Source organism: Kosakonia sp. ML.JS2a, assembly GCF_025642095.1.
GTDB lineage: Bacteria > Pseudomonadota > Gammaproteobacteria > Enterobacterales > Enterobacteriaceae.
This window is the reverse complement of the sequence record NZ_CP106754.1, coordinates 2,233,314-2,259,247: the sequence shown is the minus strand read 5'-3', so window position 1 is coordinate 2,259,247 and position 25,934 is coordinate 2,233,314. Positions and strand designations below refer to the sequence as shown.

At 53.5% G+C, this 25,934-nt stretch carries 24 protein-coding genes; 9 read left to right on the top strand and 15 right to left on the bottom strand.

All coding sequences use genetic code 11. The annotated features are described in order from the left end of the window. Positions 1 to 4: 4 nt before the first annotated feature. The 5 genes from tssM to N7922_RS10850 are packed head-to-tail and all read right to left on the bottom strand — an operon-like array spanning position 5 to position 7,268. Complete coding sequence (tssM, locus tag N7922_RS10870) at positions 5 to 3,616, bottom strand: type VI secretion system membrane subunit TssM (RefSeq protein ID WP_263100537.1); 3,612 nt, start codon at positions 3,614 to 3,616, stop codon at positions 5 to 7. A gap of 2 nt (positions 3,617 to 3,618) precedes the next feature. Then, positions 3,619 to 4,857 carry a DotU family type VI secretion system protein gene (locus tag N7922_RS10865; RefSeq protein WP_263100536.1) on the bottom strand — a complete coding sequence of 413 codons (1,239 nt, stop codon included), beginning with the start codon at positions 4,855 to 4,857 and terminating at the stop codon, positions 3,619 to 3,621. Between the two features lie 17 nt (positions 4,858 to 4,874). Beyond that, on the bottom strand, positions 4,875 to 6,218 hold the full coding sequence (tssK, locus tag N7922_RS10860; protein WP_263100535.1) for a type VI secretion system baseplate subunit TssK: 1,344 nt from the start codon (positions 6,216 to 6,218) through the stop codon (positions 4,875 to 4,877). Positions 6,219 to 6,242: 24 nt separating this feature from the next. After that, a complete protein-coding gene (gene tssJ / locus N7922_RS10855; protein WP_263100534.1) occupies positions 6,243 to 6,749 on the bottom strand; it encodes a type VI secretion system lipoprotein TssJ in 507 nt (168 codons plus the stop codon). Positions 6,750 to 6,773: 24 nt separating this feature from the next. Continuing rightward, entirely contained in the window at positions 6,774 to 7,268 is a 495-nt protein-coding gene (locus N7922_RS10850; RefSeq protein WP_263100533.1) for an SH3 domain-containing protein, read from the bottom strand. A gap of 1,048 nt (positions 7,269 to 8,316) precedes the next feature. On the opposite strand from N7922_RS10850, the gene N7922_RS10845 reads away from it, so the two are divergent. Then, positions 8,317 to 9,972, top strand: a complete 1,656-nt coding sequence (locus N7922_RS10845; RefSeq protein WP_411554266.1) for an alpha,alpha-trehalase — start codon at positions 8,317 to 8,319, stop codon at positions 9,970 to 9,972. A 47-nt stretch (positions 9,973 to 10,019) separates the two neighbouring features. On the opposite strand, the gene N7922_RS10840 is transcribed toward N7922_RS10845, so the two are convergent. Next, positions 10,020 to 10,598, bottom strand: coding sequence for a TetR/AcrR family transcriptional regulator (locus N7922_RS10840; protein WP_263100531.1), 579 nt, complete (start codon positions 10,596 to 10,598; stop codon positions 10,020 to 10,022). A gap of 89 nt (positions 10,599 to 10,687) precedes the next feature. Here N7922_RS10840 and N7922_RS10835 point away from each other — a divergent pair, with 89 nt between their 5' ends. After that, a complete protein-coding gene (locus N7922_RS10835) occupies positions 10,688 to 11,155 on the top strand; it encodes a nuclear transport factor 2 family protein (protein ID WP_263100887.1) in 468 nt (155 codons plus the stop codon). Between the two features lie 138 nt (positions 11,156 to 11,293). Here the strand turns inward: N7922_RS10835 and N7922_RS10830 are convergent, their stop codons facing one another. Then, positions 11,294 to 11,644 carry a winged helix-turn-helix transcriptional regulator gene (locus N7922_RS10830; protein ID WP_263100530.1) on the bottom strand — a complete coding sequence of 117 codons (351 nt, stop codon included), beginning with the start codon at positions 11,642 to 11,644 and terminating at the stop codon, positions 11,294 to 11,296. A gap of 109 nt (positions 11,645 to 11,753) precedes the next feature. Between N7922_RS10830 and N7922_RS10825 the strand changes: the two genes are divergently transcribed. Continuing rightward, positions 11,754 to 12,533 (top strand): SDR family oxidoreductase, encoded by a 780-nt coding sequence (locus N7922_RS10825; protein ID WP_263100529.1) that lies wholly within the window; start codon positions 11,754 to 11,756, stop codon positions 12,531 to 12,533. 153 nt (positions 12,534 to 12,686) lie between these two features. On the opposite strand, the gene N7922_RS10820 is transcribed toward N7922_RS10825, so the two are convergent. Continuing rightward, the gene (locus N7922_RS10820; RefSeq protein WP_263100528.1) at positions 12,687 to 12,938 is read right to left on the bottom strand and encodes a GlsB/YeaQ/YmgE family stress response membrane protein; all 252 of its coding nucleotides are present in this window, start codon (positions 12,936 to 12,938) and stop codon (positions 12,687 to 12,689) included. 212 nt (positions 12,939 to 13,150) lie between these two features. Here N7922_RS10820 and N7922_RS10815 point away from each other — a divergent pair, with 212 nt between their 5' ends. Next, a complete protein-coding gene (locus tag N7922_RS10815) occupies positions 13,151 to 13,882 on the top strand; it encodes a flagellar brake protein YcgR (RefSeq protein WP_263100527.1) in 732 nt (243 codons plus the stop codon). Here the strand turns inward: N7922_RS10815 and emtA are convergent, their stop codons facing one another. After that, a complete protein-coding gene (emtA, locus tag N7922_RS10810; RefSeq protein ID WP_263100526.1) occupies positions 13,883 to 14,494 on the bottom strand; it encodes a membrane-bound lytic murein transglycosylase EmtA in 612 nt (203 codons plus the stop codon). 100 nt (positions 14,495 to 14,594) lie between these two features. On the opposite strand from emtA, the gene ldcA reads away from it, so the two are divergent. Both ldcA and N7922_RS10800 read left to right on the top strand, forming a co-directional pair. Next, on the top strand, positions 14,595 to 15,506 hold the full coding sequence (gene ldcA, locus N7922_RS10805; RefSeq protein ID WP_263100525.1) for a muramoyltetrapeptide carboxypeptidase: 912 nt from the start codon (positions 14,595 to 14,597) through the stop codon (positions 15,504 to 15,506). 128 nt (positions 15,507 to 15,634) lie between these two features. After that, positions 15,635 to 17,368: a potassium/proton antiporter gene (locus tag N7922_RS10800; protein ID WP_263100524.1), complete on the top strand. Its 1,734-nt coding sequence runs from the start codon at positions 15,635 to 15,637 to the stop codon at positions 17,366 to 17,368. A 15-nt stretch (positions 17,369 to 17,383) separates the two neighbouring features. Here N7922_RS10800 and dadX read toward each other — a convergent pair whose 3' ends face one another. Then, positions 17,384 to 18,454 (bottom strand): catabolic alanine racemase DadX, encoded by a 1,071-nt coding sequence (gene dadX / locus N7922_RS10795; protein ID WP_263100523.1) that lies wholly within the window; start codon positions 18,452 to 18,454, stop codon positions 17,384 to 17,386. A 14-nt stretch (positions 18,455 to 18,468) separates the two neighbouring features. Further along, positions 18,469 to 19,767, bottom strand: a complete 1,299-nt coding sequence (locus N7922_RS10790; protein WP_263100522.1) for a D-amino acid dehydrogenase — start codon at positions 19,765 to 19,767, stop codon at positions 18,469 to 18,471. 319 nt (positions 19,768 to 20,086) lie between these two features. Here N7922_RS10790 and N7922_RS10785 point away from each other — a divergent pair, with 319 nt between their 5' ends. Continuing rightward, positions 20,087 to 21,619 (top strand): SpoVR family protein, encoded by a 1,533-nt coding sequence (locus N7922_RS10785; RefSeq protein ID WP_263100521.1) that lies wholly within the window; start codon positions 20,087 to 20,089, stop codon positions 21,617 to 21,619. 37 nt (positions 21,620 to 21,656) lie between these two features. Here the strand turns inward: N7922_RS10785 and fadR are convergent, their stop codons facing one another. Next, the gene (gene fadR, locus N7922_RS10780) at positions 21,657 to 22,376 is read right to left on the bottom strand and encodes a fatty acid metabolism transcriptional regulator FadR (protein ID WP_088237916.1); all 720 of its coding nucleotides are present in this window, start codon (positions 22,374 to 22,376) and stop codon (positions 21,657 to 21,659) included. Between the two features lie 333 nt (positions 22,377 to 22,709). On the opposite strand from fadR, the gene dsbB reads away from it, so the two are divergent. Then, positions 22,710 to 23,240, top strand: coding sequence for a disulfide bond formation protein DsbB (gene dsbB, locus N7922_RS10775; RefSeq protein ID WP_061496555.1), 531 nt, complete (start codon positions 22,710 to 22,712; stop codon positions 23,238 to 23,240). 245 nt (positions 23,241 to 23,485) lie between these two features. On the opposite strand, the gene N7922_RS10770 is transcribed toward dsbB, so the two are convergent. The 3 genes from N7922_RS10770 to N7922_RS10760 form a co-directional block, all read right to left on the bottom strand. Next, on the bottom strand, positions 23,486 to 23,932 hold the full coding sequence (locus N7922_RS10770; protein ID WP_061500079.1) for a YcgN family cysteine cluster protein: 447 nt from the start codon (positions 23,930 to 23,932) through the stop codon (positions 23,486 to 23,488). 93 nt (positions 23,933 to 24,025) lie between these two features. Then, positions 24,026 to 24,685 carry a fumarylacetoacetate hydrolase family protein gene (locus N7922_RS10765; RefSeq protein WP_263100520.1) on the bottom strand — a complete coding sequence of 220 codons (660 nt, stop codon included), beginning with the start codon at positions 24,683 to 24,685 and terminating at the stop codon, positions 24,026 to 24,028. Positions 24,686 to 24,832: 147 nt separating this feature from the next. Beyond that, positions 24,833 to 25,108 (bottom strand): YcgL domain-containing protein, encoded by a 276-nt coding sequence (locus N7922_RS10760; RefSeq protein WP_263100519.1) that lies wholly within the window; start codon positions 25,106 to 25,108, stop codon positions 24,833 to 24,835. A gap of 123 nt (positions 25,109 to 25,231) precedes the next feature. On the opposite strand from N7922_RS10760, the gene minC reads away from it, so the two are divergent. Then, entirely contained in the window at positions 25,232 to 25,924 is a 693-nt protein-coding gene (minC, locus tag N7922_RS10755) for a septum site-determining protein MinC (protein WP_263100518.1), read from the top strand. Positions 25,925 to 25,934 lie beyond the last annotated feature (10 nt).

Below are 25,934 nucleotides of genomic sequence, written 5' to 3'. Positions count from 1 at the left end.
CAGTTCAAGGACATGCGAAGCGGGGAAGCTGGAACGGGTTGCGGATACTGTTCGGCGCAAACTCCAGCGTGACCTGATGCCCGTCAACCGTGAATGTTGCCTGGCGGCTAAGGCTGCTGCTGCCAGGGCTGACGCGCGCTTTATCAAAGAAGCGATTCAATGCCCAGGCCCCATTCGTGACCAGCGTCGCGGTAGTACCGTTGGTCAGGCCTAATTGCATACGCACCTGATTGGTGCCGCCTGAACCAGGCCAGCTTACGACCTGAACCGCCTGCGGACCGTGGCTGTAACGCAAAATCTGACCATCGACGTCCAGCGTCATAGTAAGGATAGTGTTATCCATCCGCACCGTACGCACCGTGGTACGGAATGACGGGGTCGCGCTGCCGTTGGCAAAAAAGGCATCGCGGATAGATTGCGCCTGCTGAAACGGCACCAGCACCCCTTCGCTTCCCGGCAGGGTTTTGCCATCAATACCCGGCATAAAGCGCCAGTTGGACTGCGTGGTATCGACTTTATTCGTCAGGTTGTCGCGGAAGAACACGTCCATTAATCCGGTACCCGGTGCAAACATGCGCGCCAGATCGTCCGGCGTGACTTCTGTACTAGCGGAACGTACCAACGGATAGCGCCCGGCAATCGCCTGACGGCAAAAACTGCCGACTTCAACACTAATGCGCTTACGCACATTTTCCAGATCCCGACGTTGGGTATCACTACTCGCGCCTACCGCCATATTACTGAACATGGTTTGCAGACCACCCGGTAAACGCCCGGCGCTGGCTTGTAACCGGCTAATGGCTTCACCGCCGGGCGGTGGCATGCCGCTGTTGGCGGCATCTTGCACGGCAGTAAGATAGCGATACAACTCATCCACCTGTTTCAAAAAATCATCAAAGACGATGGTTTTGCCACCTTTTTCCAGCGGCTGCGCCAGTTCGATGATCGGCGCGAAGTGTTCCGTCACCCGCTGTTCTGGCGTCTGACTTGCCGCAGCGTTGGTCACCGCTGCCGCACCGTCGTGATTGCTGAACAAGGTTTCGAGCATCTGCGTACCGCGATTACCACTCTCTTGCGCTTTATCCTTACTGTCGCCCGGCTCTTCACGCGTAAGTTTGAGCATCTGGCTCAGGTTCATCACCAGACGGCGCAGCGGCGAGTTATTACCGGAAAGCAGACGTGCCGTATTAATTCGCTGGTTCAGGTCGGCACTGTTGTTAAGCTGAATATCGCTTAAGAAGCCATCCCACAGCGTGATGAAGTCGCGGGCATACAGTTGGCGGACAGCATTATCGGTCTGCTGCTTATCCTCCGGCTGCGTGGTGGAGCCCAGTACCCAGGCATCGTCCTCATGTAATGAAGTAGTGACCGGGACAATCTGCGCATTAAAAACGTTCCAGTAGCCATCCGGTGTATAGAGGCCAGGCAGCCCCTCACCAACCGGTTTACCGCTTTTACGCGAAAAAACCAGTTCGCTTTGCGGGCCACCTAACGTTGCCAGCGACACCGGTTTAAGGTTGTCGTCACGCTCCAGCAGACGTTTCAGACGGCCATAAACGCGCGTCGACAGCGGCTGTTGGTTGATCATTGCCTGTTCACGGGCGATCAGCGCATCGTCTTTTGCATACGGCGACGACTGAATTTGCGGCTCCAGCAACTGGCGCAGATGCCATTCAAGCTGATTAATCTGTGCTTTGGTAACGTTTTGCGGCAAGTTGCGCTGCAGATTAAGCATCACCCAGGAGAGCAGGAACTTGCCGTCATAATGCTTCGGCTGATACAGCATCTGGTAGGCTTTCAGCGCTTCATAGCTGTATTCCACATCACTACCGTTATCGTTGCGCAGCCAGGTGGTAATGCGCATTGCCACTTCCGGCAACAACATCTGCTGCAAGGCTTTCTGGTAGAGCGTTTGCGAGGCATCTGCGACATCATTACCGCGATACAGCCCCATACGGCGGGTGACAGGCGGGTTATTGATATCAAAGGCTTCACTTTGCGGTAATTCAGACAGGCCGTTAAGCAGCGGCAACAGCGCAAAAAGATCGCCCTGCTGGCGATTACGCAACGCCTTGATTTGCTGATCCAGCGCCGGGACTTTCGCCTGAACTTCATCGAGATAATTCCGGTTGTTGCCGTAACTGGTGAACCACAGCACGCTAATAATAATCAGCAGCGCCAGCAATGCCGCATAACCGGACCAGATGACAGCGCGGCTACGCAACTCCCACCAGCGGTTTTGCCCGGCAATGCCCGCTTCCTGAAAAATCACATTTTGCAGCAGGTGCTTGATAAAGAAACTCTGCCCTTTACCTCCAGGCACCGGCTCATCTTTGCTGACCGAATCCCAGTTATCGCCGGACTTGCCCTGCGGCAGTGACAGCGCGCGGTTCAGCTCACCCATCACCCGGTCAAATGGCAGACCTTCCTGCGTACCGCTGGCAAAGTAGATACCGCGCGGCGAGAATTCGGTCTCAAAGTTGGAACGGGCAAAAATCGCGTTCAGATAGTCAGACAGCAATGGGCGCAGAGCGGCAAACTCCTGCGGGAACAGGAAACACTCCGCACGCGCCTGCGCATCGCTTTCACGCAGTAGCGTATCAGGCAATCCCGCATCAAGACGCTGTTGCAGCAGTGCGAATTCCTGAATAAAGCTCCCTTGCAGATCAAAATCCGCCAGCTTCGCTTTCTCCCAGGGGAAAGTGAAGCCCCAGATTTGGTCGCGTTGCGCTTTATCAAAACCAGCAAAATAGGCGCGGAAACCTTTTAATAAGTCGGCCTTAGTGACCAGCACATACACCGGGAAGCGAATGCCCAGTTGCTCATGTAACTCAGTCAGACGCTGGCGCAAATTCAGCGCCTGTTCGCGTGAGGCTTCTGCTGACTGAGTTAACAGATCAGCGATGCTGATGGTGACAATGACACCGTTAATTGGCTGGCGACGGCGGTATTTTTGCAACAGTCCCAAAAAATTGAGCCACTCACCCGCATCTTGCGCCTGCTCACTCTCCTGGGTGGTATAACGCCCTGCGGTATCGAGCAACACGGCTTCATTGGTAAACCACCAGTCGCAGTTACGCGTACCACCAATACCGCGCAGCGCGGTTTTACCAAAGCGATCCGCCAGCGGGAACTGCAGACCGGAGTTAACCAGCGCCGTGGTTTTACCTGAACCCGGAGCACCAATAATGACGTACCACGGCAGTTGATAGAGATATTGCGTGCTGAAGCGTTGAGCCCACTGCCCACGTTGCCCCGGTTGGTTAAAGTGGGCTTTTTTCAGTACCTGAGCCGCTTCTTCGAAACGCTCATTCAGCACCTGATCTTCGTTAGTCAGGCGCTTGCGCTCGCTGGGATCTTTCGCCTCTTCACTTTTCAGGTTGTCCATCAGCTTGCGGTTGAGCCACGCGTTATACAAACGCGGCACAATATGGCTGTGCACCCAAATCAGGTACATCACCGCAATGGTGATCATGCGGTTTTGCTCTGACTCCAGCGGTCGGGAATCCACGACGGAGAGCAGCGGGCCAATCATCCAGATCACGGCAGCCAGCCCGGTTACGCCAAGGAAACCCCACAAAATGCGGTTAGTCAGCAATGAAAGCAACATATTCATCCTTAGTTTCCTTGCGGCAGTCCGTTCAGCTCGGCGGCCGTGTTATCCGGCGACACCAGCAAAGTAATTTCCACACGACGGTTGCGAGCGCGGTTTTCTGCACTATTGTTCGGCGCAACAGGATCCATCTCCCCTCGCCCTTCGGCTTTCACCCGTTCCGGACGCGAAAGATGTTTTTGCAGCAGTGACTGCACCGAGCGCGCACGTTCGAGCGACAATTCATAGTTCGAGGCAAAACGCGCGCTGCGGATCGGTACGTTATCGCTGTACCCCACCACTAACACTCTGCCGCTGACGTTATTCATCGCTTGCGCAACCCGGTTAATCACCGGCTCATAGCTGTCACGGGCTACGGTCGAACCCGACGCGAACAGGCCATCCCCTTTTAAAGTCACGACGCTGCGGTCTGCTTCGTCACGAACAGCGACCAACCCGGCCTGAATTTCCGGACGCAGGAAAGCGCGCAAATTGAGCACTGGCGGCAGACTCTGCGCTGGCTGCTGAATTGACGCTTCCGGCAACGCGGTCTGGTAGATCTTCGCCAGCACCGGATTGGTGCTGTCACCCAGACGCCAGTTCAGTACGATGTAAAACAGACAAGCGAGGAAGCCCGCCAGCCCGGCGCACGCCCACAGCGGGATCACAGGACGCCACAGTTTGCGCATCACGGGTTGATCTTCCGGGTGCGGCGACAACGCCGGTGGATAATTACCACGGACACCGCGGATCATTTGCCACAAGCGCTGTTTAATGGTTTCCAGTTGCGTACGGCCATTGTCCATTACGCGGTAGCGCCCTTCGAAACCGAGCAGCAGGCAGAAGTTAATCAACTCCAGCAGTGCGATATGTTCGCGCGGGTTTTGCGACAACCGCGCCAGCAACTGGAAGAACTTCTCGCCGCCCCATGTTTCGTTATGGAACGTCACCAGCAGGCCGCTACCTGACCAGACACCGCGACTGCCCCACGGCGTAAGCGCTGCGGCTTCATCGAGTGCGGTGCACAAACAGTAGCGCGCGCCAACGATCACCTCGTAAGCCAGACCAGATTGCTGGCAGCGCACTTCAAAACGACGGATCTCATCAATCAAATGTTGACGCAGACCCGCCTGATCATCATGAGAAACCGAATGGCGGATTTGCGGTATCGCATTGAGCAGCGGATTCGCCGCTGCGACCAGGGGATTACTCCCGCTGGCTCCTGCCAGAGCGGCATCACTGCCGGAGGCTTGTTGTTCCTGCATATTGTATGCTCGCTGTATTATTCAGTCGGGCTACGGATGGCCCAAAACTCCATATCAAGACCCGGGAATTCACCTGCGAGATGCAGCGCGAAAGCCCCGGATTTCTCCATTTCGTTCCAGAGTTCGCCGCCTTTTTCCAGCTCGAAATAGTTATAACCGGCATGCCACGGAATTTGCGGCGGCGCGACGGGCATGGTGCGCAGTTTCATGCCGGGTAACTGCAACTGGACCAAGTCGCGGATCTTCGTAACTGGCGCCACTTTCATCTGCGCAGGGAAATGGGTTTGCAGGATTTCGCCAGGCACACTGGCTTTTACCGCAAGGACAAAACCGAACTCCCGTGCCATGGTGGTGGTTGGCAGCGTGGCGATATTCAACCCGTGAGTACGCTCGGTCAGAGGCAGTTGGATCGCGTGTTCTTCCATCACCAGCGAGAGCCCTTGACGGAGCATCAACTGCAGTTTGCTAAAGCAACCGGCAAGATCGTCATGGTCATACACGGGCAACGTCTCATCCGGCGAGCGTGAAGCCGTCCAGGTCGTCAACTCGGTAGCAAATGCCAACCAACTGCGCCATAGCTCTTCCGGATGGATTGACGGGAGCGTCTTCAGATGCGCAACCTGTCCAACGTGATGGTTGATCAGCGCCAGCAGTGTGAACTCCACCATTTCTGAAGTATTAAAGCGGCCAGGCTGGCGCAGACGCTGGCCGATCTGTTGACTACGTTGAGTCAGTAGGCTCTGCAGGTCATTCACCATGGCGAAGAGCGGTGCATTATTAACCGCGTTCAGCATCGGCGGAATGTAGCGGGTATCGAGGCGAATGTGGTTGTCATTACGTTTTTCAAGCACGTGCGCCACGCCGATGGCTGTCCATTCGGCGCTGAGATCTTTTTCCAGCATCAATTTCAGGCGTAAACGCCCGAACTGCACAGCAGCCGGCCCCACCGACAGAGCGTTATCATCATCCACTTCGCTTTCCCAGGTGACGTATCGCGCCAGCGAGTCTTTTTCCTCGCTGAAAATAACTTCATCACGACCGCCGCGGCGGGCAGGCAGAGCAAGCACTACGCGCTCATTGCTGATGTTGTCGGGGATGGCCAGCGGTGTGGGCGCCTGGCGGGCATCATGGAAAGAGAAGAATGTACCATCCGGCAGCAAACCGCTGGCGTAGCTCAGTGCAATACAGCCCTGGCGAAGCATTGCGTCGTCCAGTTCGATATCAAGGTAGCCCCAAAGGTACGGGCGTTGCAGTGTCCCCCACTCACGAATATGGTGTTGCAAGTAGCTTTCTGCACGCTGAAAGTGATGAGGACGCAGAAACATACCTTCGGTCCACACGACCTTTTCTGCTTTATTCATACTGTTTTCCTGTTAAGGCTGGCGCTATCTGGTAATCACGCGTATTCCATTGACGTCAAGGAAGATGTTGGCTTCCAGTTCATCCGACGACGATTTCCAGAATTCGTAGAAGCGAGTATCTCCCTGAACAGGAAGAGGTAAGGACATCCGCCATTTTTTGCCGTCAAGCGACTGATATTCCGCCATCACGCCGATGTAGCGAGCTTCCGGCGCACTTTTCCCACTCAGCGTTTTTGAAAGCTGACCGGGCATCAGGAAGAATTCATCACTGTTCAGCAGGTTGGCGCCAAGTACGCTATCTGCGTTGTTTTGCAGCGACCAGAAATCGGCCGACATAAAGGTCGCGTCCGATTTCAACAGCAACACCCTGACTTTAAGAGGGGCGGACTCATTAATTTGCGGATGAGCCCTGAACTGAAGGTTATAGCTGGTAGGTACGCTGTGTGAAGAAGATCCACAACCGCTGGCCAGGGTGGCCAGCACAAAGAAAAATACCAGGGTAATCTGGCGTACAACAGAGTTATTATTCATAGCTTGGCGCTCGTCACAGCTGGATTAATCGATGATCCAGGTTCCAGAGTTCGCGTTTTTGCAGGCCTTGCTGCTGCCATCGACAGAGACGCAAGTTTGTTTTTTCGGCGTCACCTTACGTCTTCTGTCTTTACGCAAGGTTTCATCGTAGAGCTCGCTTTTCACGACTGCACGCATCGGAACATACCCGATCAACTCTTCCTGACCGTCATCGGCCAACGCCATCCAAAAATGCTCAACCTGCCCCAACACCACGTAGGTTTTGCCGGCTTCCAGTTGACGGATCATTTTGCCGCCAAAATCCGGCGAGCTCATGACGGACGCAGGGTAAAGTGCGCGATAGTTTTGTTTGATGGGTTCAAACTCTTTCGGAGGATGTACCGCATAACGGTGAGTCAGGGTCACGCCGTTCACTTCGCTGGTGACGATAGTGTCATCAGTTGGAGCGGGTTTAGGCGGTGCTTTACACGCAGAAACGCTGAAGACAAAAAGAAGAGCCAATACCATTCGCATGTTCATAGAGTTTTTTCCATTGCAAATATATTACTGTGTTAAACAGGAGCGTTTTGGAAAGACTCATTCGGATGGCTCCGAATCACCCTTATCCTTGTCCAGCTAAACGCTCTGATAATGAATAAAAAGGCATAGCTACCGCACGAGTCTTGCCAGAGACAAGGCTGCAATAATATTACTTTTCATTGACTATCGTGACATGATTTTACAGAACAGATGATTCTATTCAATATGAAATCCGACCTGTCGAAATAGTATTATTTAATTTTTTAACAAAATAGGATTATTCCCAAGAAGGAGTTTCACTTAAGTTCAGTACCGCAAAGGAAACTTCTTAAATGAATTAATAATGCATAGAAACTAACGCATAACATCATGATAATTAATAGATATTTCAAATGAATGAGAGGTAGAGGATATATTGAATTTTGAGATAGGATGAATCCTAAAAAGCAGGGAGATACTGAAAACCTACAATATCTGGTAGTTCATTTCCCGGATTAACAGTATGGATTAGTCACCTAATCGGATTATTACAGTTATTTTTTGGATATTTTTTGAAATATATTTAACTAAAAAAAAGCTATTTCCTCCATGGATAGTCCCCTGGGTGACTGTTCCACCATGCAACATTTTTTATGCCCTGGCATGAGATTTATTACCGCCAAAGTATTAAGTCACGCTACATCCAAATAAAGAACAGATAAATGAAACCATTCAGCAATATTGACCCGACGCACACTTCAGCCTGTTTTGGACTGTAAGCAAGATTGACTGCGGACAATATATCCAAACGAATTACCTATGAATGATCATTATTGCGACACTTATCGGGTAAAAAGACACCGCCCTGTTTGCAGTTGGCTTTTTTCTGTTCATAGCCAGACGGGTAAATTATCTGGAAGAGCGCAAAATGCCAAACGCGACACGCTATACATCTGATATTCGACTAAGGTTTTCTGCAAGGTTGATGACAGCAGCACCGCTGTACCGTTAAGGAGAATAATCGATGGCAAGACCTGTATTGCGACACCCGCGCTCCCTGTTGCTGGCGATGCAAATCGCGTTTGGTGCGGCATTGCTTATTGCAATCCCTCAGGCGATAGCGGAACAAGCGCAAAACACCCCGCAACCGCCGGATGTTCTGCTCGGCCCCCTGTTTAGCGACGTGCAAAGCGCAAAACTGTTTCCGGATCAAAAAACCTTCGCCGATGCCGTGCCTAATGGCGATCCATTAATGATCCTCGCGGATTACCGTATGCAGCGCAATCAAACCAGTTTTGATCTGCGCCATTTTGTAGATGTGAACTTCACGCTACCCAAAGAGGGTGAAGAGTACGTTCCGCCTGCCGGGCAGAGTCTGCGTGAACATATTGACGGGTTATGGCCCGTACTGACGCGGACAACCAACAGCGCGGGTAAGTGGGATTCGTTGCTGCCGCTGCCGACGCCCTATGTGGTTCCTGGCGGGCGTTTCCGCGAAGTCTATTACTGGGATAGCTACTTCACCATGCTGGGCCTTGCGGAAAGCGATCACTGGGACAAAATCGAAGATATGGTAACTAACTTCGCCCATGAAATTGATACGTGGGGACATATTCCTAACGGCAACCGCAGTTACTATCTGAGTCGCTCGCAACCGCCTTTCTTCGCCCTGATGGTTGAATTGCTGGCCACGCACGACGGCGATGAAGCCCTGAAAACGTACCTGCCGCAGATGGAAAAAGAGTATCGCTACTGGATGGATGGCGTTGATAATCTGCAAGCGGGCCAGGCCAATAAACGCGTGGTAAAACTGAGCGACGGCTCGGTACTGAATCGCTATTGGGACGATCGCGACACGCCCCGCCCTGAGTCATGGCTTGACGATGTCACCACGGCGAAAAATAACCCTAACCGCCCCGCCACCGACATCTACCGCGATTTACGCTCTGCGGCGGCGTCCGGCTGGGATTTCAGCTCGCGCTGGATGGACAATCCCAACCAGCTCGGGACTATCCGCACCACCAGCATCGTGCCCGTCGATCTGAATGCCCTGATGTTTAAAATGGAGAAAATGCTGGCCCGCGGCTGGCAAGTCTCCGGCGATACGGCAAAAGCCAGCCAGTATGAAGCGCTGGCGACGGCGCGGCAGAAAGCCATTGAAGCCAATCTGTGGAACGATAAAGAAGGCTGGTATGCGGACTACGATCTGAAGAGCAAAAAAGTCCGGAATCAGTTGACCGCAGCCACGCTCTATCCACTGTTTGTTAATGCTGCCGCCAAAGACAGAGCCGATAAAGTCGCCGTGGCAACGCAGGGGCGTTTGTTAAAGCCTGGCGGTATTTCCACCACTACCGTCAGCAGCGGGCAGCAATGGGATGCCCCGAATGGCTGGGCACCGTTGCAATGGATAGCCACCGCTGGCCTGCAAAACTATGATCATCAGAAACTGGCGATGGATGTGAGTTGGCGTTTTCTCACCAATGTGCAGCACACCTACGATCGCGAGAAGAAACTGGTCGAAAAATACGACGTCAGCAGCACCGGAACTGGCGGTGGCGGCGGCGAATATCCGTTGCAGGACGGGTTTGGCTGGACCAACGGCGTCACACTGAAAATGCTTGATTTGGTGTGCCCTAAAGAAAAGCCGTGTGACAACGTGCCGCAAACGCAACCCACTCAACAACCGGCGCAGACCGCGCCTGCGCCACAAAAAGTGGCGCAATAAATACGCCCTGATCTCTTCCTGAAATGCGTTCCTGGTTCAGGAAGAGATCACGCCGTCTCCTCGTGAAGCAGCGCGGTTAAAACCATGCCAAGCTGAGCGAGCACTTCATTCGCTGGCCTGCCCATTTGCATATGCATAATGGCGCCATCCAACGCCATAACACTGGCTGACAGCAGTGCCGGATCGGCACGATTCCAGTGAACGCCTAAGGCCTGTTCAACCGCAAACTTATGCGTGCGGGTCACCTGTATCACATCGGGTAACGCTTCGCCCATTTCCGAGGTGGCATTCAGAAATGCGCACCCACGAAAATCAGGCGCATCTGCCCAGTCTTGCAGTGTGGAAAGTAGCGCACTGATGTCGCCTGCCCCTGCCTGCATATGCCCGGCCATCGTCGTGTTAAACCAGTCGATCCAACGCGAGTGCCGATACTCCAGATAAGCCAGGATCAGGGCATTTTTGCTGGGAAAATGACGATAAAACGTCACTTTCGTTACCTGGGCGCATTCAATGATTTTATCGACGCCGGTGGCCCGAATGCCGTACAGATAAAAGAGTTCATGCGCGGTTTGCACGATTTTCTCTTTCGCACTGCGTTTTTCCGGTATGCCTGTTTTAACGTTCATCGTGAGTGACTGTTGACAAGGTTATGTTGGAAGTCCAGATTATCACCGATAGACAGACCTGTCTACTTACCATTATCGAGGATCTCGCCATGACTAACCGCCCTCCATTACCCCCGTTTACGCGTGAAACGGCAATTCAAAAAGTTCGTCTGGCCGAAGATGGCTGGAATAGTCGCGATGCGGAACGTGTCGCCCTTGCCTATTCACTGGATACCCAATGGCGCAATCGTGTGGAATTTGCGCAAAACCGCGACGAGGCTAAAGCATTTCTGCAACGCAAATGGAAAAAAGAACAGGAATACAGGTTGATAAAGGAGCTATGGGCTTTTGAGGGAAACAGGATTGCTGTCCGTTACGCCTATGAATGGCATGATGATTCCGGCAACTGGTTTCGTTCTTACGGTAATGAAAACTGGGAATTTGCAGCCGATGGCTTAATGCAACGCCGTTACGCCTGTATCAATGATATGCCGATTAACGAATCTGAACGTCTTTTCCACTGGCCACTGGGGCCTCGTCCTGACGACCATCCCGGTCTGAGCGAACTGGGTTTGTAGTCCACCTCACCAGTGTCTCTATTTAATCGTTATCACAATAGCGCTAATTTACATTAGCCAGTAAACGCCGCTTTCCCTTCGCCAAAGGTGAGTGGAAGGCTGGCGTCCCTTTTCCGCCCGGCAAACAGCCGACAATGCTTAAGAAGCTTCAGGAGGTGATTGCAACGCTTCCCGTTTTTCTGCCCATTTCAGCATGGAATCGAGCGCAGGACACAGCGCTTGCCCCCACTCCGTTAAGCGATATTCAACCTTAAGCGGCACTTGCGGATACAGCTTCCGCGATACGATTCCGTCGGCTTCCAGTTGGCGGAGTTGCTGGCTCAGCATCTTTTGAGAAATGCCGGGGATCAGTCTGCCAAAATCGGAGTAGCGCTGCACCTTCCCGTCGAGCAGATGAAACAGGATGACCAATTTCCATCGACCTTCCAGAAGCCGGAGTACCTGTTCTACGCCAAGTGCAGCGGTGTCAGGGGTGTAAACCTTACTCATTAGGCTGTTACTCACTTTTTCGTGCGTTCTTGATGATTTCACACTATATGGCGAAGATGACGGCATCACAAACCAAAGGGTACATAGCCCTGCACGGGGAGTTCATCTGATGACCATGAATCTGGAATTACAAGGAAAACGTGTACTGGTGACCGCGGGCACCAAAGGTGTCGGGAAAGCGGTGGTCGGCCTGTTCCACGAACAGGGGGCGCAGGTGTTAACCACGGCACGAACGCAACCTGATGAAACCTTCGCGGATCACTTCGTCACAGCAGACCTGACAACTGTCGAAGGTTGCCGCCAGGTGGCGGAAGCGGTAAAGGCCAGATTGGGGGGCGTTGACATCATTGTTCATGTGCTTGGCGGTTCAACAGCACCAGGTGGCGGATTCGCAGCGCTCGGCGAAAAAGAGTGGCAGCAGGAGCTAAACCTCAATCTCCTGCCAGCGGTCCGGCTGGATCGTGCATTGCTGCCTGGCATGCTTGAGCAGGGAGCCGGTGTCATTATTCACGTCACATCAATTCAGCGCGAGCTGCCCTTACCGGAATCGACGACAGGATATGCGGCAGCGAAAGCGGCACTGTCGACGTACAGTAAAAGTCTGTCGAAAGAAGTCTCGCCAAAAGGTATTCGCGTACTGCGTGTGGCGCCTGGTTGGATCGAAACAGAGGCATCAGTGGCACTGGCCGAGCGGCTCGCCCTGCAGGCAGGAACCGACTATGAAGGCGGGAAAAAGATCATCATGAACTCGCTCGGGGGTATACCAATAGGGCGTCCATCAACACCCATTGAGGTGGCGAATCTCATCCTGTTCCTGGGTTCACCACGTGCAGCAACGATCACAGGGACGGAGTATGTTATTGATGGGGGCACAGTTCCAACGGTGTAAGCAGAAGGAACGCTGCGGCCGGCGCTGCAGCGTTGAAATCATCAGGGAACGCTGGCCAGGGCAGGCTTTCAGCGAAGATGACGGCAATACCGGTTGAACGTTCAGACCATACCTGGCGGTTTCACGACACGGGGCTGTGAAACCGGAGCCAGACTACCTGCGCAGCAATCTGAATACCGCCAGCACTACGATGGCGCCGACTACCGCAACAATAAAACTGTGTAAATTGAACCCCGTGATATCTCCACCATAACCAAGCCGGGTGGCGAGCCAGCCACCGACTACAGCGCCAACGATCCCCAGAATACAGGTCAAAATAAACCCACCGCCATCCCGCCCGGGCATAATAAACTTGGCGATAACGCCTGCAATCAGGCCAAAGACAATCCACGCGAGAATACCCATATTATTCAACTCCTTTTACTCGTCTCGTTTACGCGCACTAGCCACAATGGTGATGCGTTGACTACAGTATAGTTGGCGGTGGTAAAAGCATTTTCTTCTCACGGACTTAATCCAAATCTGACTTAAAAAAATTGTGTCGGTTTGTATTAAGTTCTCCGATGAAATGCCGATATAACAACGACGGTGTGTCAGTCATCAAGGAGCCATTCGGCGTGAGTAATTACAGTGAGCAGTTCCTGAAACAAAATCCGCTGGCCGTGCTGGGAGTATTGCGCGATTTGCAGAAAAACCAGGTGCCTGTCTGCATCACCTGGGGCGGAGGCCAGTTCATCAGTAAAATACTGGACGCGAATCCAGAAGAGCTGATCATGGATTTTGGTAGTCAGGATTACGAGAATAATGCGGTACAGCGCGCCGGGAAAGTCACCGTGACCGCCGAAACGCAGGGTGCAAAAGTTGAATTTACGTTGGGTGCACTCTCGGCGGGAGATTATCAGGCCTTACCGGCCTTTCTTACTCCACTGCCGGAGACGTTGTGGTTTATCCAGCGCCGTGAATATTTCCGTATCATCGCCCCTTTGCATCCCGCTTACTTCTGTAAAGCGCTGATGCCCGATAAATCAGAAATTCGCTTCCGTCTCTACGATCTTTCGCTGGGCGGGATGGGTGCATTACTGGAAGGCCCGGTACCTGAAAAGCTGGAACCGGGGATGCGCTTTACAAAAATTGAGCTGGATATGGCATCCTGGGGACAGTTCTATTTTGATGCGCAATTGATCGCCATCGGCGAGCGTAAAGTGGTGGATGGCAAAAACGAAACAATCAGTACGCCACGTCTCAGTTTTCGCTTTTTAAATGTCAGCCCGGGCGTGGAGCGCGAACTCCAGCGCATCATTTTTGCCCTGGAGCGCGAGGCGCGCGAACGCGCCAGTCGGGTGCGCTAATTACATCGCGTCCATCGCTTTTTGTACTTTCCAGATATAGCGCGGCGCCTGTGGCGCGGGGTGGTTATCCACCACGTGTTTTAAGAAGGCGTCTGCGCTCAAATCATTAATTTCCTCAATCGCTTCGCTTCTGTCGGAGGAGAAGGTCCTCAGTAGCGCGCCAGCGCCGTTCACGTATGAAACGACCAGCGCGTACTGCATCACTTTCTCATCGCGGATGCCAGCAAGCGCCCCATGTTCGAGAATACTGAGATAGGCAGCGCCCATTGAGATATTGCGTTCCGGGTTTTTCAGTTCGCTGGTGGACGGTTGACCACTCCATCCCATATGGCGGTAGACTTCGCGCCCCGCAGTCGAGGCTTTTAACTGCATCAGGCCAACGGCGTTAGATTTGCTCACCAGATCCGGGTTGCCGCCCGACTCGACCGCGATCATTGCGGTGATAAGCCGTGGGCTTACGCCCCACGCTGCACCGGCTTTTTCGGTTATCGGCATCCACTGCATCGCGCGTTTCACCGGGACTTCCGGGTTCCAGTCCGGCTTACGGTAATCCTGTTTTGAGCTACATCCGGCCAGTAAGACCACTAAAAAAGTAAACCATCTCAATTTCACACCAGTAATCCTTATTCGGGGTATTCATCACTGCGGATGACAACGACACAGGTAAGCGGCATGATAACTGTTTCGCTATAGATGTCAGCAAGGAAATGCCATGTCCACCTTCCACCTGATCGCCCCTTCCGGTTATTGCATCAATCAGCAGGCTGCTGCCTCTGCCGTTAAACAGCTTGAACAACAGGGGCATCATGTCCGCAATCAGCAGGTGATTACCCGCCGTTGCGAGCGGTTTGCCGGTAGCGATGAACAACGACTCGCCGATCTCAATGCGCTGGCGCAATTGCCCGGCGAGAACCTGATTGTTATGCCGGTACGTGGCGGTTATGGCGCCAGCCGCTTGCTGAGCGAGGTTAACTGGCAGGCGATAGCGGAACGACAGCAGCAACAGCCACTGCTGATTTGCGGTCACAGCGACTTCACGGCTTTTCAGTCAGGCCTGCTGGCCACGGGCAATGTGATTACCTTTAGCGGGCCGATGCTGGCGGGTAACTTTGGCGCAGAGCCGCAGGATGCATTCACCGTTGAACATTTTTGGCGGGCATTACGCAATAAAACCTATACCGTGGAGTGGCAAGGCGAAGGCCCGCATTGCCATACTGAAGGCCAGCTTTGGGGCGGTAACCTGGCCATGCTGACTTCGCTTATTGGTACGCCCTGGTTACCTCAAATCGAAGGCGGTATTCTGGTGGTGGAAGATATCAATGAACACCCCTACCGCGTGGAGCGCATGTTATTACAACTGTTACAAGCGGGTATTCTGGCGCGACAAAACGCACTGGTGCTCGGCAGTTTCACCCATGCACAACCCAACGAGTACGATGCAGGCTACAATCTTACTACGATGGTTGAATACCTGCGTTCGCGGCTGGACATTCCGCTGATCAGCGGACTGGCGTTTGGTCATGAGCCGCAAACCGTCACCTTACCGTTAGGCGCCCACGCTGTTTTGCAACATGCTGAAAAATCTCAACTGACCCTGTCGGGTCATCCCGTGATGTCGGTATAAAAAAAGCGCTTAATGCCCTTATTAAAACGTTGTTTCTGCCGTTATTATAAATGCGTTGAATGGATCCAGGCTGCCGGACGCAGCCCGGGTTTCGGATTTGTCATGACGTGATAAGGAGAGGCATAACATTGGACGCTGAGGCGATAATCAGTCTGTTTATTCTGGGTTCAGTTCTTGTAACCTGCAGTATTTTATTAAGTTCCTTCTCATCACGCCTCGGAATTCCGATTCTGGTCATTTTTCTGGCGATTGGTATGTTGGCCGGCGTAGACGGCATTGGCGGCATACCGTTCGATAATTATCCGTTCGCCTATATGGTCAGTAACCTCGCGCTGGCGATCATTCTGCTTGATGGCGGTATGCGTACCCGCGCCAGCTCCTTTCGCGTTGCCCTTGGCCCGGCCCTTTCTCTGGCAACCGTTGGGGTACTCGTGACCTCCAGCCTGACCGGCATGATGGCGGCCTGGTTGTTTAAACTCAACATCATGGAAGGGTTGTTAATCGGCGCTATTGTCGGCTCCACCGATGCAGCAGCGGTGTTTTCACTGCTTGGCGGCAAAGGGCTGAACGAACGCGTGGGTTCGACGCTTGAAATTGAATCCGGCAGCAACGATCCGATGGCGGTATTTCTGACCATTACGCTGATTGAGATGATTCAGAAGCATAAGGCCGATCTCGATCTGATGTTCCTGGTGCATATCGTGCAGGAGTTCGGTCTCGGCATTCTGCTTGGCGGCGCGGGCGGCTATCTGCTGCAACAGATGATCAATCGCATTGCCCTGCCGCAAGGGCTGTATCCGTTGCTGGCGCTCAGCGGTGGTATCCTGGTGTTTGCCCTGACCACTGCCTTACACGGCAGCGGGATCCTGGCAGTGTATCTGTGCGGTTTTGTGCTTGGGAATCGCCCCATCCGCAACCGTTTCGGCATCTTGCAAAACTTTGACGGGCTGGCCTGGCTGGCGCAAATTGCGATGTTCCTCGTGCTGGGATTATTAGTGACGCCTTCCGATTTGTGGCCAATCGCCCTCTCCGCGCTCATCCTCTCAGCATGGATGATTTTTGTTGCGCGTCCCCTGTCGGTGTTCGCCAGTCTGTTGCCGTTTCGCGGCTTTAACCTGCGCGAGCGCGTGTTTATCAGTTGGGTGGGACTACGTGGCGCGGTGCCGATTATTCTTGCCACCTTCCCGATGATGGCGGGGCTGGACAATGCCCGTCTGTTCTTCAACGTGGCGTTTTTCGTGGTGCTGATTTCACTGCTGTTTCAGGGTACCTCTCTCTCCTGGGCGGCGAAAAAAGCCAAAGTGGTGGTTCCGCCGGTAGGCTGGCCGGTCTCACGCGTGGGTCTGGATATTCATCCGGATAATCCGTGGGAGCAGTTTGTTTATCAGTTGAGCGCCGATAAATGGTGTGTAGGCGCAGCACTTCGCGATTTGCACATGCCGGAAGAGACACGCATTGCCGCTCTGTTCCGTGGTAACAGCCTGCTGCACCCGACGGGCAGCACCCGGCTGCGTGAAGGCGATGTCCTGTGCGTCATTGGCCGTGAGCGTGACCTGCCCGCGCTGGGCAAACTGTTCAGCCAGTCGCCCCCGGTGGCGCTGGATCAACGCTTTTTCGGCGATTTTATTCTTGAAGCGAATGCCAAATTTGCCGACGTGGCGCTGATTTACGGACTGGAAGACGGGCTGGAATACCGGGATAAACAGCAGACGTTGGGCGATATCGTGCAACAGTTGCTGGGTGCTGCGCCCGTGGTTGGCGACCAGGTGGAATTTGCCGGGATGATCTGGACCGTGGCAGAAAAGGCGGACAACGCCGTGGTGAAAGTCGGTGTCCGGGTAGCAGAAGAAGAGGCGGAATAACCGCCTCAGGGTGTTTTACACTGTCACTACCGGGACGCGCGGTGCTAATGCGCACATCAATTCATACCCGACCGTGCCGGACGCCGTAGCCACTTCATCGATTTTAATCGCCTTGCCCCATAGCTCGACCGGCGTACCAATGCCGGCCTGTGGGCAAGGGGTTAAATCCACCGTCAACATATCCATTGAGATCGCCCCCACGGTAGTTGTACGGATGCCATCCACCAGTACGGGGGTCCCCGTCGGCGCCAGTCGCGGATAACCATCGGCATAGCCACAGGCGACCACGCCAATGCGCTGCTCTGAACCGGCGCGGTAGCGTGCGCCATACCCCACGGTATCGCCAGCCTTCAGCGTTTGTACGGCGATAATTTCACTGCTCAGCGTCATTACCGGACGAATACCGCTGGTGGCGACATCCTGCCAATCGCCCGAGGGCGACGCGCCATAGAGCACAATACCGGGTCGCACCCAGTCAAAATGCGCCTCCGGGTGCCAGAGCGTGGCGGCCGAGTTTGCCAGCGAGCGCGGCGCAACTATGCCTTCAGCGGCCTGCGCAATACGCGCCATCGGCGCGATAATACCCTGCGGATGTTCCGCCTCAGCAAAATGGGACATCAGCGTGATGTCACCCACGTTTGCCAGACCACGTAACTGCTGCCAGACGCCATGCACGCGCTCGGGCTGAAAACCCAGCCGGTTCATTCCGCTGTTAATTTTCAGATAGATATCCAGCGGTGCTTGCAGACGCGCATTTTGCAGCGCGTTAATTTGCCAGTTGCTGTGCAGGCTGGTAGTCAGGCGGTACTTATCAAACAGCGGCAGCTCATCCGCATGGAAAAACCCCTCCAGCATCAGAATCGGTCCTTTCCAGCCGCGTTCACGCAGCAGGATGGCTTCTTCCAGATTCAGCATGGCGAAGCCGTCTGTGGTATTAAGCGCACGCCAGACACGATCGATACCGTGCCCGTACGCGTTTGCCTTAACGACCGACCAGATTTTTGCTGATGGCGCTGCGCGGCGAACAACCTGCAAGTTATTGGCCAGCGCCTGTAAATCCAGGGTGGCCAGAACCGGACGAGACATCACTATTCCTTATATCAGTTATGAACGCCGTGTAAGTGCTGCGCACGCGCAGGCGTAAAACCCGACAGATAGCGCGCCACGCCAAGATCATCAGACGGAATCGCTGGCGTCGCGCCGGAAATCAGATCGCTTATCAACTGACCGGAACCGCAGGCCATTGTCCAGCCCAGCGTACCGTGTCCGGTATTGAGCCACAGATTTTTAAACGGAGTACGCCCGACAACCGGCGTGCCGTCCGGCGTCATTGGCCGCAACCCCGTCCAGAAGGTAGCCTGTTCAACGTGGCCGCCGCGCGGGAACAGGTCGCGCACCACCATCTCCAGCGTTTCACGGCGCGGCTTCAGCAGCTCGGTGTTGTAACCCACAATTTCCGCCATTCCGCCCACGCGGATGCGCTGGTCAAAACGGGTAATGGCAATCTTGTAAGTCTCATCAAGGATGGTCGATACCGGCGCACCATCTTCTTGTGCAATCGGGATAGTCAGGGAATACCCTTTAAGCGGATAGACCGGAATATCAACAATCCCTTTCAGTAAACCGGTGGACCAGGATCCAAACGCCATCACGTAGGCATCGGCTTTGATCACCTCGTCGCCACATTTCACGCCGTAGATTTTCTCGCCTTCGTACAGCAGGCGATCCACCGGTGTGTTAAAGCGGAACACCACTCCCGCCTGGGCGGCCATCTGCGCCAGATGTTGAGTAAAGAGCTGGCAGTCGCCGGTTTCATCATTCGGCAAGCGCAGCCCGCCCGCCAGTTTACCCGCGACTTCCGCCAGCGCCGGTTCAACCTCCGCCAGACGTGCCGCCTCCAGCAATTGGTAGGGCACCCCGGCATCCTGCAAAACAGCGATATCGCGGGTCGCATTTTCATACTGTTCAGCGGTGCGAAACAGTTGCAATGTACCGCCCTGCCGCCCTTCGTACTGAACATTAGTGGTTTCCCGCAGCAGTTTCAGACAGTCGCGGCTGTATTCCGCCAGACGCACCATGCGTCCTTTGTTTTCCATGTAGTGGCGGGTGTCGCAGTTACGCAGCATTTGCCACATCCATTTTAACTGTGATGATGTGCCATCCAGGCTGATGGCCAGCGGCGCATGGCGCTGAAACATCCATTTAATCGCTTTCAGCGGCACGCCTGGTGCAGCCCAGGGCGCGGCATAGCCAGGTGAAATCTGCCCGGCATTGGCGGCGCTGGTCTCCTGCGCGGGGCCAGGCTGCCGATCGATCACCGTCACGTCATGACCCGCCTGACGCAGATACCATGCGCTGGTGACGCCCACCACCCCGCTACCTAAGACAACAACTTGCATATCCCTCTCCCATGAGTAAAGCACAATCATCTAATTACAAATTGATAACCCAGATGAAAATATTATTCAACATATGCCTTTTTTATGGTGACATCTCTCACAGGTTCGCCATATCACAAGGGTTAAACGTATTTAGCATCTCCTGCTGAACGCCTTTTAAGCGCAGAACAAAAAACTACAAAACAGTCTTTCAGCGCCGCCTCGAGAAGAAAAAATCGCGAAGAAAAACCTATGGCTTAGCCACAGATTCTATTGCGTGTTCTATGCTTGAAATGAGACGCTCCATACAGAGAGTGTTGTTAACAACGAGGGCGCGCTAATGGCTACGATTGACTCAATGAATAAGGATTCTATTCGTCTGAGCGATGGACCCGATTGGACTTTCGATCTGCTGGATGTTTACCTGGCAGAGATCGACCGGGTGGCGAAACTCTACCGGCTGGATACCTATCCGCATCAAATCGAAGTGATCACCTCAGAACAAATGATGGATGCCTACTCAAGCGTAGGTATGCCAATTAACTACCCTCACTGGTCTTTCGGTAAGAAATTCATTGAGACGGAACGCCTTTACAAACATGGTCAGCAAGGGCTGGCTTATGAAATTGTCATCAACTCGAATCCCTGCATCGCCTACCTGATGGAAGAGAACACCATTACCATGCAGGCACTGGTGATGGCGCATGCCTGCTACGGGCATAACTCGTTTTTCAAAAACAACTATCTGTTCCGAAGCTGGACTGACGCCAGCTCGATTGTCGATTACCTGATCTTCGCCCGCAAATACATTACCGATTGTGAAGAGCGTTATGGCGTGGATGAAGTGGAAAAACTGCTCGACTCCTGCCATGCGCTGATGAACTACGGTGTGGATCGCTACAAACGCCCGCAGAAAATCTCGCTGCAGGAGGAGAAAGCGCGCCAGAAAAGCCGCGAGGAGTATCTGCAAAGCCAGGTGAATATGCTGTGGCGTACGCTGCCGAAACGCGACGAAGAGGTGGCGGTCGCCCAGGCGCGTCGCTACCCGGCGGAGCCGCAGGAGAACCTGCTCTACTTTATGGAGAAAAACGCGCCGTTGCTGGAGTCGTGGCAGCGCGAAATCCTGCGCATCGTGCGCAAAGTCAGCCAGTATTTTTACCCGCAGAAACAGACTCAGGTGATGAACGAAGGATGGGCGACGTTCTGGCACTACACCATCCTCAACCACTTGTATGACGAAGGCAAAGTCACCGACCGCTTTATGTTGGAGTTCCTGCACAGCCATACCAATGTGGTGTTCCAGCCGCCCTATAACAGCCCGTGGTATAGCGGCATCAACCCCTATGCGCTGGGCTTTGCCATGTTCCAGGACATCAAGCGGATTTGCCAGTCGCCGACCGATGAAGATAAGTACTGGTTCCCGGATATTGCCGGTTCTGACTGGCTGGAAACGCTGCATTTCGCGATGCGCGACTTTAAGGATGAAAGCTTTATCAGCCAGTTTATGTCACCGAAGATCATGCGTGACTTCCGCTTCTTTACCGTGCTGGATGACGATCGCAATAACTACCTGGAGATTGCCGCGATTCATAACGAAGAGGGCTACCGGGAGATCCGCAACAAACTGTCGTCCCAGTACAACCTGAGCAACCTGGAGCCGAATATTCAGGTCTGGAACGTGGATTTACGTGGCGATCGCTCGCTGACGCTGCGTTACATTCCGCACAATCGCGCGTCGCTGGATAAAGGTCGTCGCGAAGTTCTGAAGCATGTGCATCGGCTGTGGGGATTTGATGTGCTGCTGGAGCAGCAAAATGAAGATGGTAGCGTGGAACTGTTAGAGCGCTGCCCGCAACGCTCTAACACACTGTAATGGAAATCCCCTCTGCGCCGCAGAGGGGTAACTTTGCTTATCGCCCTTGTAAGGCCAAATCACCTGGCATCGTTTTTTGCATCCGGTGCCAGATTTCACCGCTCTCATGACCGTAGCGACGCACCAGTTCGTAGACCTGGTCGTGCTGCGCATGCTCACACACTTCCGCCAGCTTGTGATAGAAACCAAGCGCCAGGCTACGTGCTTCCGGACTGGAGAAGTAATGGCGACCAATGCGCGTATACAACCCTTTCATACCGTTCAGGATCAACCCGTAGATCGGATTGCCGGAGGCAAAAGCAAGCCCGCGGAAAACGTTGTAATCGAGTTCGGCAAACGCGTCAGCGTGGTCTTCCACCTCGCGCGCGCTGGCCAGCACTTTCAGCGCGTCATCAGGATGCTGACGGAATGCAGTACGAATAAAGATAGTGGAAATGTTGGTGCGCACCGACAACAAGTTGTCGATCAACTGCGGAACGCTTTCGTGATCGAGACGCGCCAGCGTTTCCAGAATGTTCAGACCCGACGTTTCCCAGAAGTTATTCACTTTGGTGGGTTTGCCATGCTGAATAGTGAGCCAGCCATCACGGGCCAGACGCTGTAAAACTTCACGCAATGTGGTACGGGTGACGCCAATCAGTTCAGAGAGTTCGCGTTCAGCAGGAAGAATGGATCCCGGAGGGAAGCGATTATTCCAGATACTTTCAATGATGTACTCTTCCGCGAAACCCGCCGGGCTCTGCGCCTTAATGACCATAGTGAGATTTCCATTACACAGCATTAGCAAAGAGGACTCATCATACCAGACCCCGTCGGGGGCAGGTAGCATGCGAAAAGAAGAAAAAAGGGGATCGGTACGCCATTTTGACTATTTAGCGGCGCTTAACCTCATAAGTCATATGGCTTTCATCCGAAACTGATGCAGCGCAAAATGCCCGTTCTTTTTTGCCGGATATGACATCGCTTCGTGGTCTGGTTTGACTTTTCGCATGATAAACATTCAATTACGTAATATTTTACCAGCCGCTAGTGGCCTGTAGAGAGATTTCGTTTACACTGCTTTTTCAAAGCATCTCCCAGGGAAATGATTATGTTGCGATACTTGAACAAGTGCTCGCGCGGGCGCGGCGCGTGGTTATTAATGGCGCTGACGGCGTTCGCACTTGAAATGGTCGCGCTGTGGTTCCAGCATGTCATGCTGCTGAAACCCTGCGTACTCTGTATTTATGAACGCAGCGCGTTGTTTGGCGTGATGGGTGCCGGAATTGTCGGCGCGATTGCGCCAAAAACGCCGCTACGTTACGTCGCTCTGGCAATCTGGATCTATAGCGCATGGCGCGGCATCCAGCTTGCCTGGGAACATACGATGATTCAGCTGCACCCTTCCCCGTTTATGACCTGCGATTTTGCCGCCCGTTTCCCGACGTGGCTGCCGCTGGATAAATGGCTCCCGCAAGTGTTTGTCGCGTCCGGCGACTGCGCTGAGCGTCAATGGTCGTTTCTGACGCTGGAGATGCCGCAGTGGCTGCTGGGCATTTTTGTGGCTTACCTGGTCGTTGCGCTGTTAGTGCTGATTGCCCAACCGTTCAAACCGAAAAAACGCGATCTCTTTGGTCGCTAAAAAAACGCTCCCTCGGGAGCGTTTTTTTGCATTACCTTCCCGGTTCCAGGCCATAGCGCAGTTGCATGAAGTTTACCGCCCGGACATTGCTGCGATTTAACAACGCCACACTGAGACCAACATACAAGCGTGAAAGGTTGCCCGCTCTCGTAACCGGCGTGTAGTGAGGCGTTTTTTACTTTTCTCTGCCCTGCTGGCTGCTTATCGCGTCGGTAATTATCGACGTGTTTTGGGGTGTCTGAGCGTTAATCCGCCCATTCAGGTTTGTTGAGGATGTGCTCCTGCCAGTCGCGGACTTCAGACTCTTTCACAGCAATATGGCGCACGGAAATGCGTTCGGCGTGCATTGCCGCTTTGGAGCCAGTGCGCAGCGGGTGCCACAGTGGTAACGCTTTACCCTCGGCCAGTAAACGGTAAGCGCAGCTCGGCGGCAGCCATTCAAAGGTCGGGAGATTTTCGCGGGTCAGTTTTATGCAATCAGGTTCATACTCGAACCGGCGCTCATAGTTACGACACTGGCAGGTTTTGATATTCAACTGACGACAGGCAACATTGGTAAAGTAGATTTCGTCGGTGTCTTCATCCATCAGCTTATGCAAGCAGCACTGCCCGCAACCATCACATAACGACTCCCACTCCGCGTCCGTCATTTGGTCGAGAGTTTTGCTTTGCCAGAAAGGAGTGTCGTTCATGATAAAATCCGCCATTGAAATCCAGGGAGCACCTTATAACCAGTCTGGCATGCGGATGCAAGTTTTGCCGCCAGTTCCAGGCGGCAAACTGTGTCAAAGTACGCGGGTCGTCAGGGAAAGGCCGTTAAAGCTCACGTCCAGCTCATCACCGCTTTGCAGCGGGCCGACGCCATCTGGCGTGCCTGTCAGGACCACATCGCCTGCTTTCAGCGTGAAAAAGCGGCTCATATAGGCAATCAGCGGCACGATTTTGTGGATCATATCGGCAGTCGTGCCTTGCTGGCGGACTTCGCCATTCACTTTCAGACCAAGCGTCGTGTTTTGCGGGTCGCTGGCAAACTCCGCCGCCGGAATAAAGCCAGAAATCGGGCATGAATTATCAAAACCTTTGGCTTTTTCCCACGGCTGCCCGGCTTTCTTCATTTTACTTTGCAGATCGCGTAGCGTGAGATCCAGCGCCACGCCGTATCCGGCTATGGCCTTACGGACATGTTCTTCCGTGGCCTGGCGCAGCGTTGCGCCAATCAGCACCGCCAGTTCCACTTCATGGTGCACAGAACCAAAATCCTGTGGCAAGGCGAGCGGCTGGCGGATGTCGCACAACGCCGTTTCGGGTTTAATAAACAGAACCGGCTCTTCCGGGGTAGCGCTCCCCATTTCCTTAATATGTTTCGCATAGTTGCTGCCAACGCAAACCACTTTACTCACCGGGTAATCCAGCAGAGCGCCCTGCCAGTTGTGATGCTGATACATTTATTCCACCTCCGGTAACACATTGAACATGAGCGAAAAATGACTATCCGCGCCACCCGGCAGTTTGTCAAATACCAACGCGTTGCCGCCTGTGTCGAAGGTACAAATAAGAAACGGCTCAAAGAGCCGTCCTTTCACGTTTCGGGTTTATTGTTTGCCTAAACCCGCGAGGTGTTGTTTCAATAAGTTTTCTTGTGGTGGCGGTAACTGCAAATAATAGCCTTGCGTGACCAATGCTTCTTTTACTTTATCCAAATCCGCGCCAGCCAATTTTTTACGACCATCGAGCGGAAAAAGCATCGTCAACTGAGGTGGACCGAAGCTCTGCATTAACGCTTCCGGTACGCGGGAAAAATCGTCTTTTTTTTCGACATACAGATAAGTCTGTTCACGACGGGCACTTCGATAGATCACACAAAACATACTTATTACTCGGAATTAGCGGGTGGTTACTTGCCTGAATATAACAGTGACTATAACATGCCTGATAGTCTTCGGAATATCACTCAACGATCGGGTGATAATAGCAAAATGAGTAAGGTCAGGATGTCAAACACGCCCATCGAGCTAAAAGGCAGTAGTTTTACCTTATCAGTGGTTCACTTGCATGATGCAAAACCCGAGGTTATTCGTCAGGCGTTAGAAGACAAAATCGCTCAGGCTCCTGCTTTCTTGCAGCATGCTCCCGTTGTCATCAATGTCTCCACGCTGGAAGGCCCGGTTAACTGGCCCCGGCTACAGCAGAGTATTACCGAAACCGGTCTGCGCGTCGTGGGTATTAGCGGCTGTAAAGACAGCGAATTGAAAGCGGAAATCGAGCGCGCCGGGCTCCCCCTACTGACAGAAGGTAAAGAGAAAGCGCCGCGTAAGGCCATCGCTCCTGAACCCACTCCCATTGTTACCCCGGTCACAAAAACACGCTTGATTGACACCCCGGTTCGTTCCGGTCAGCGGATTTATGCACCACACTGTGATCTGATTGTCACCAGCCACGTCAGCGCAGGCGCTGAACTGATTGCCGACGGCAATATCCATGTCTATGGCATGATGCGTGGGCGAGCGCTGGCGGGAGCTAGCGGCGATCGCGAGGCACAAATTTTTTGCACACACCTCACGCCGGAACTGGTTTCCATCGCGGGAGAATACTGGCTGAGCGATCAAATCCCGGCCGATTATTATGGCAAAGCGGCACGTTTGCGGTTAGCGGACAACGCTTTGACAATTCAACCCTTAAATTAAGCCCTTTTAA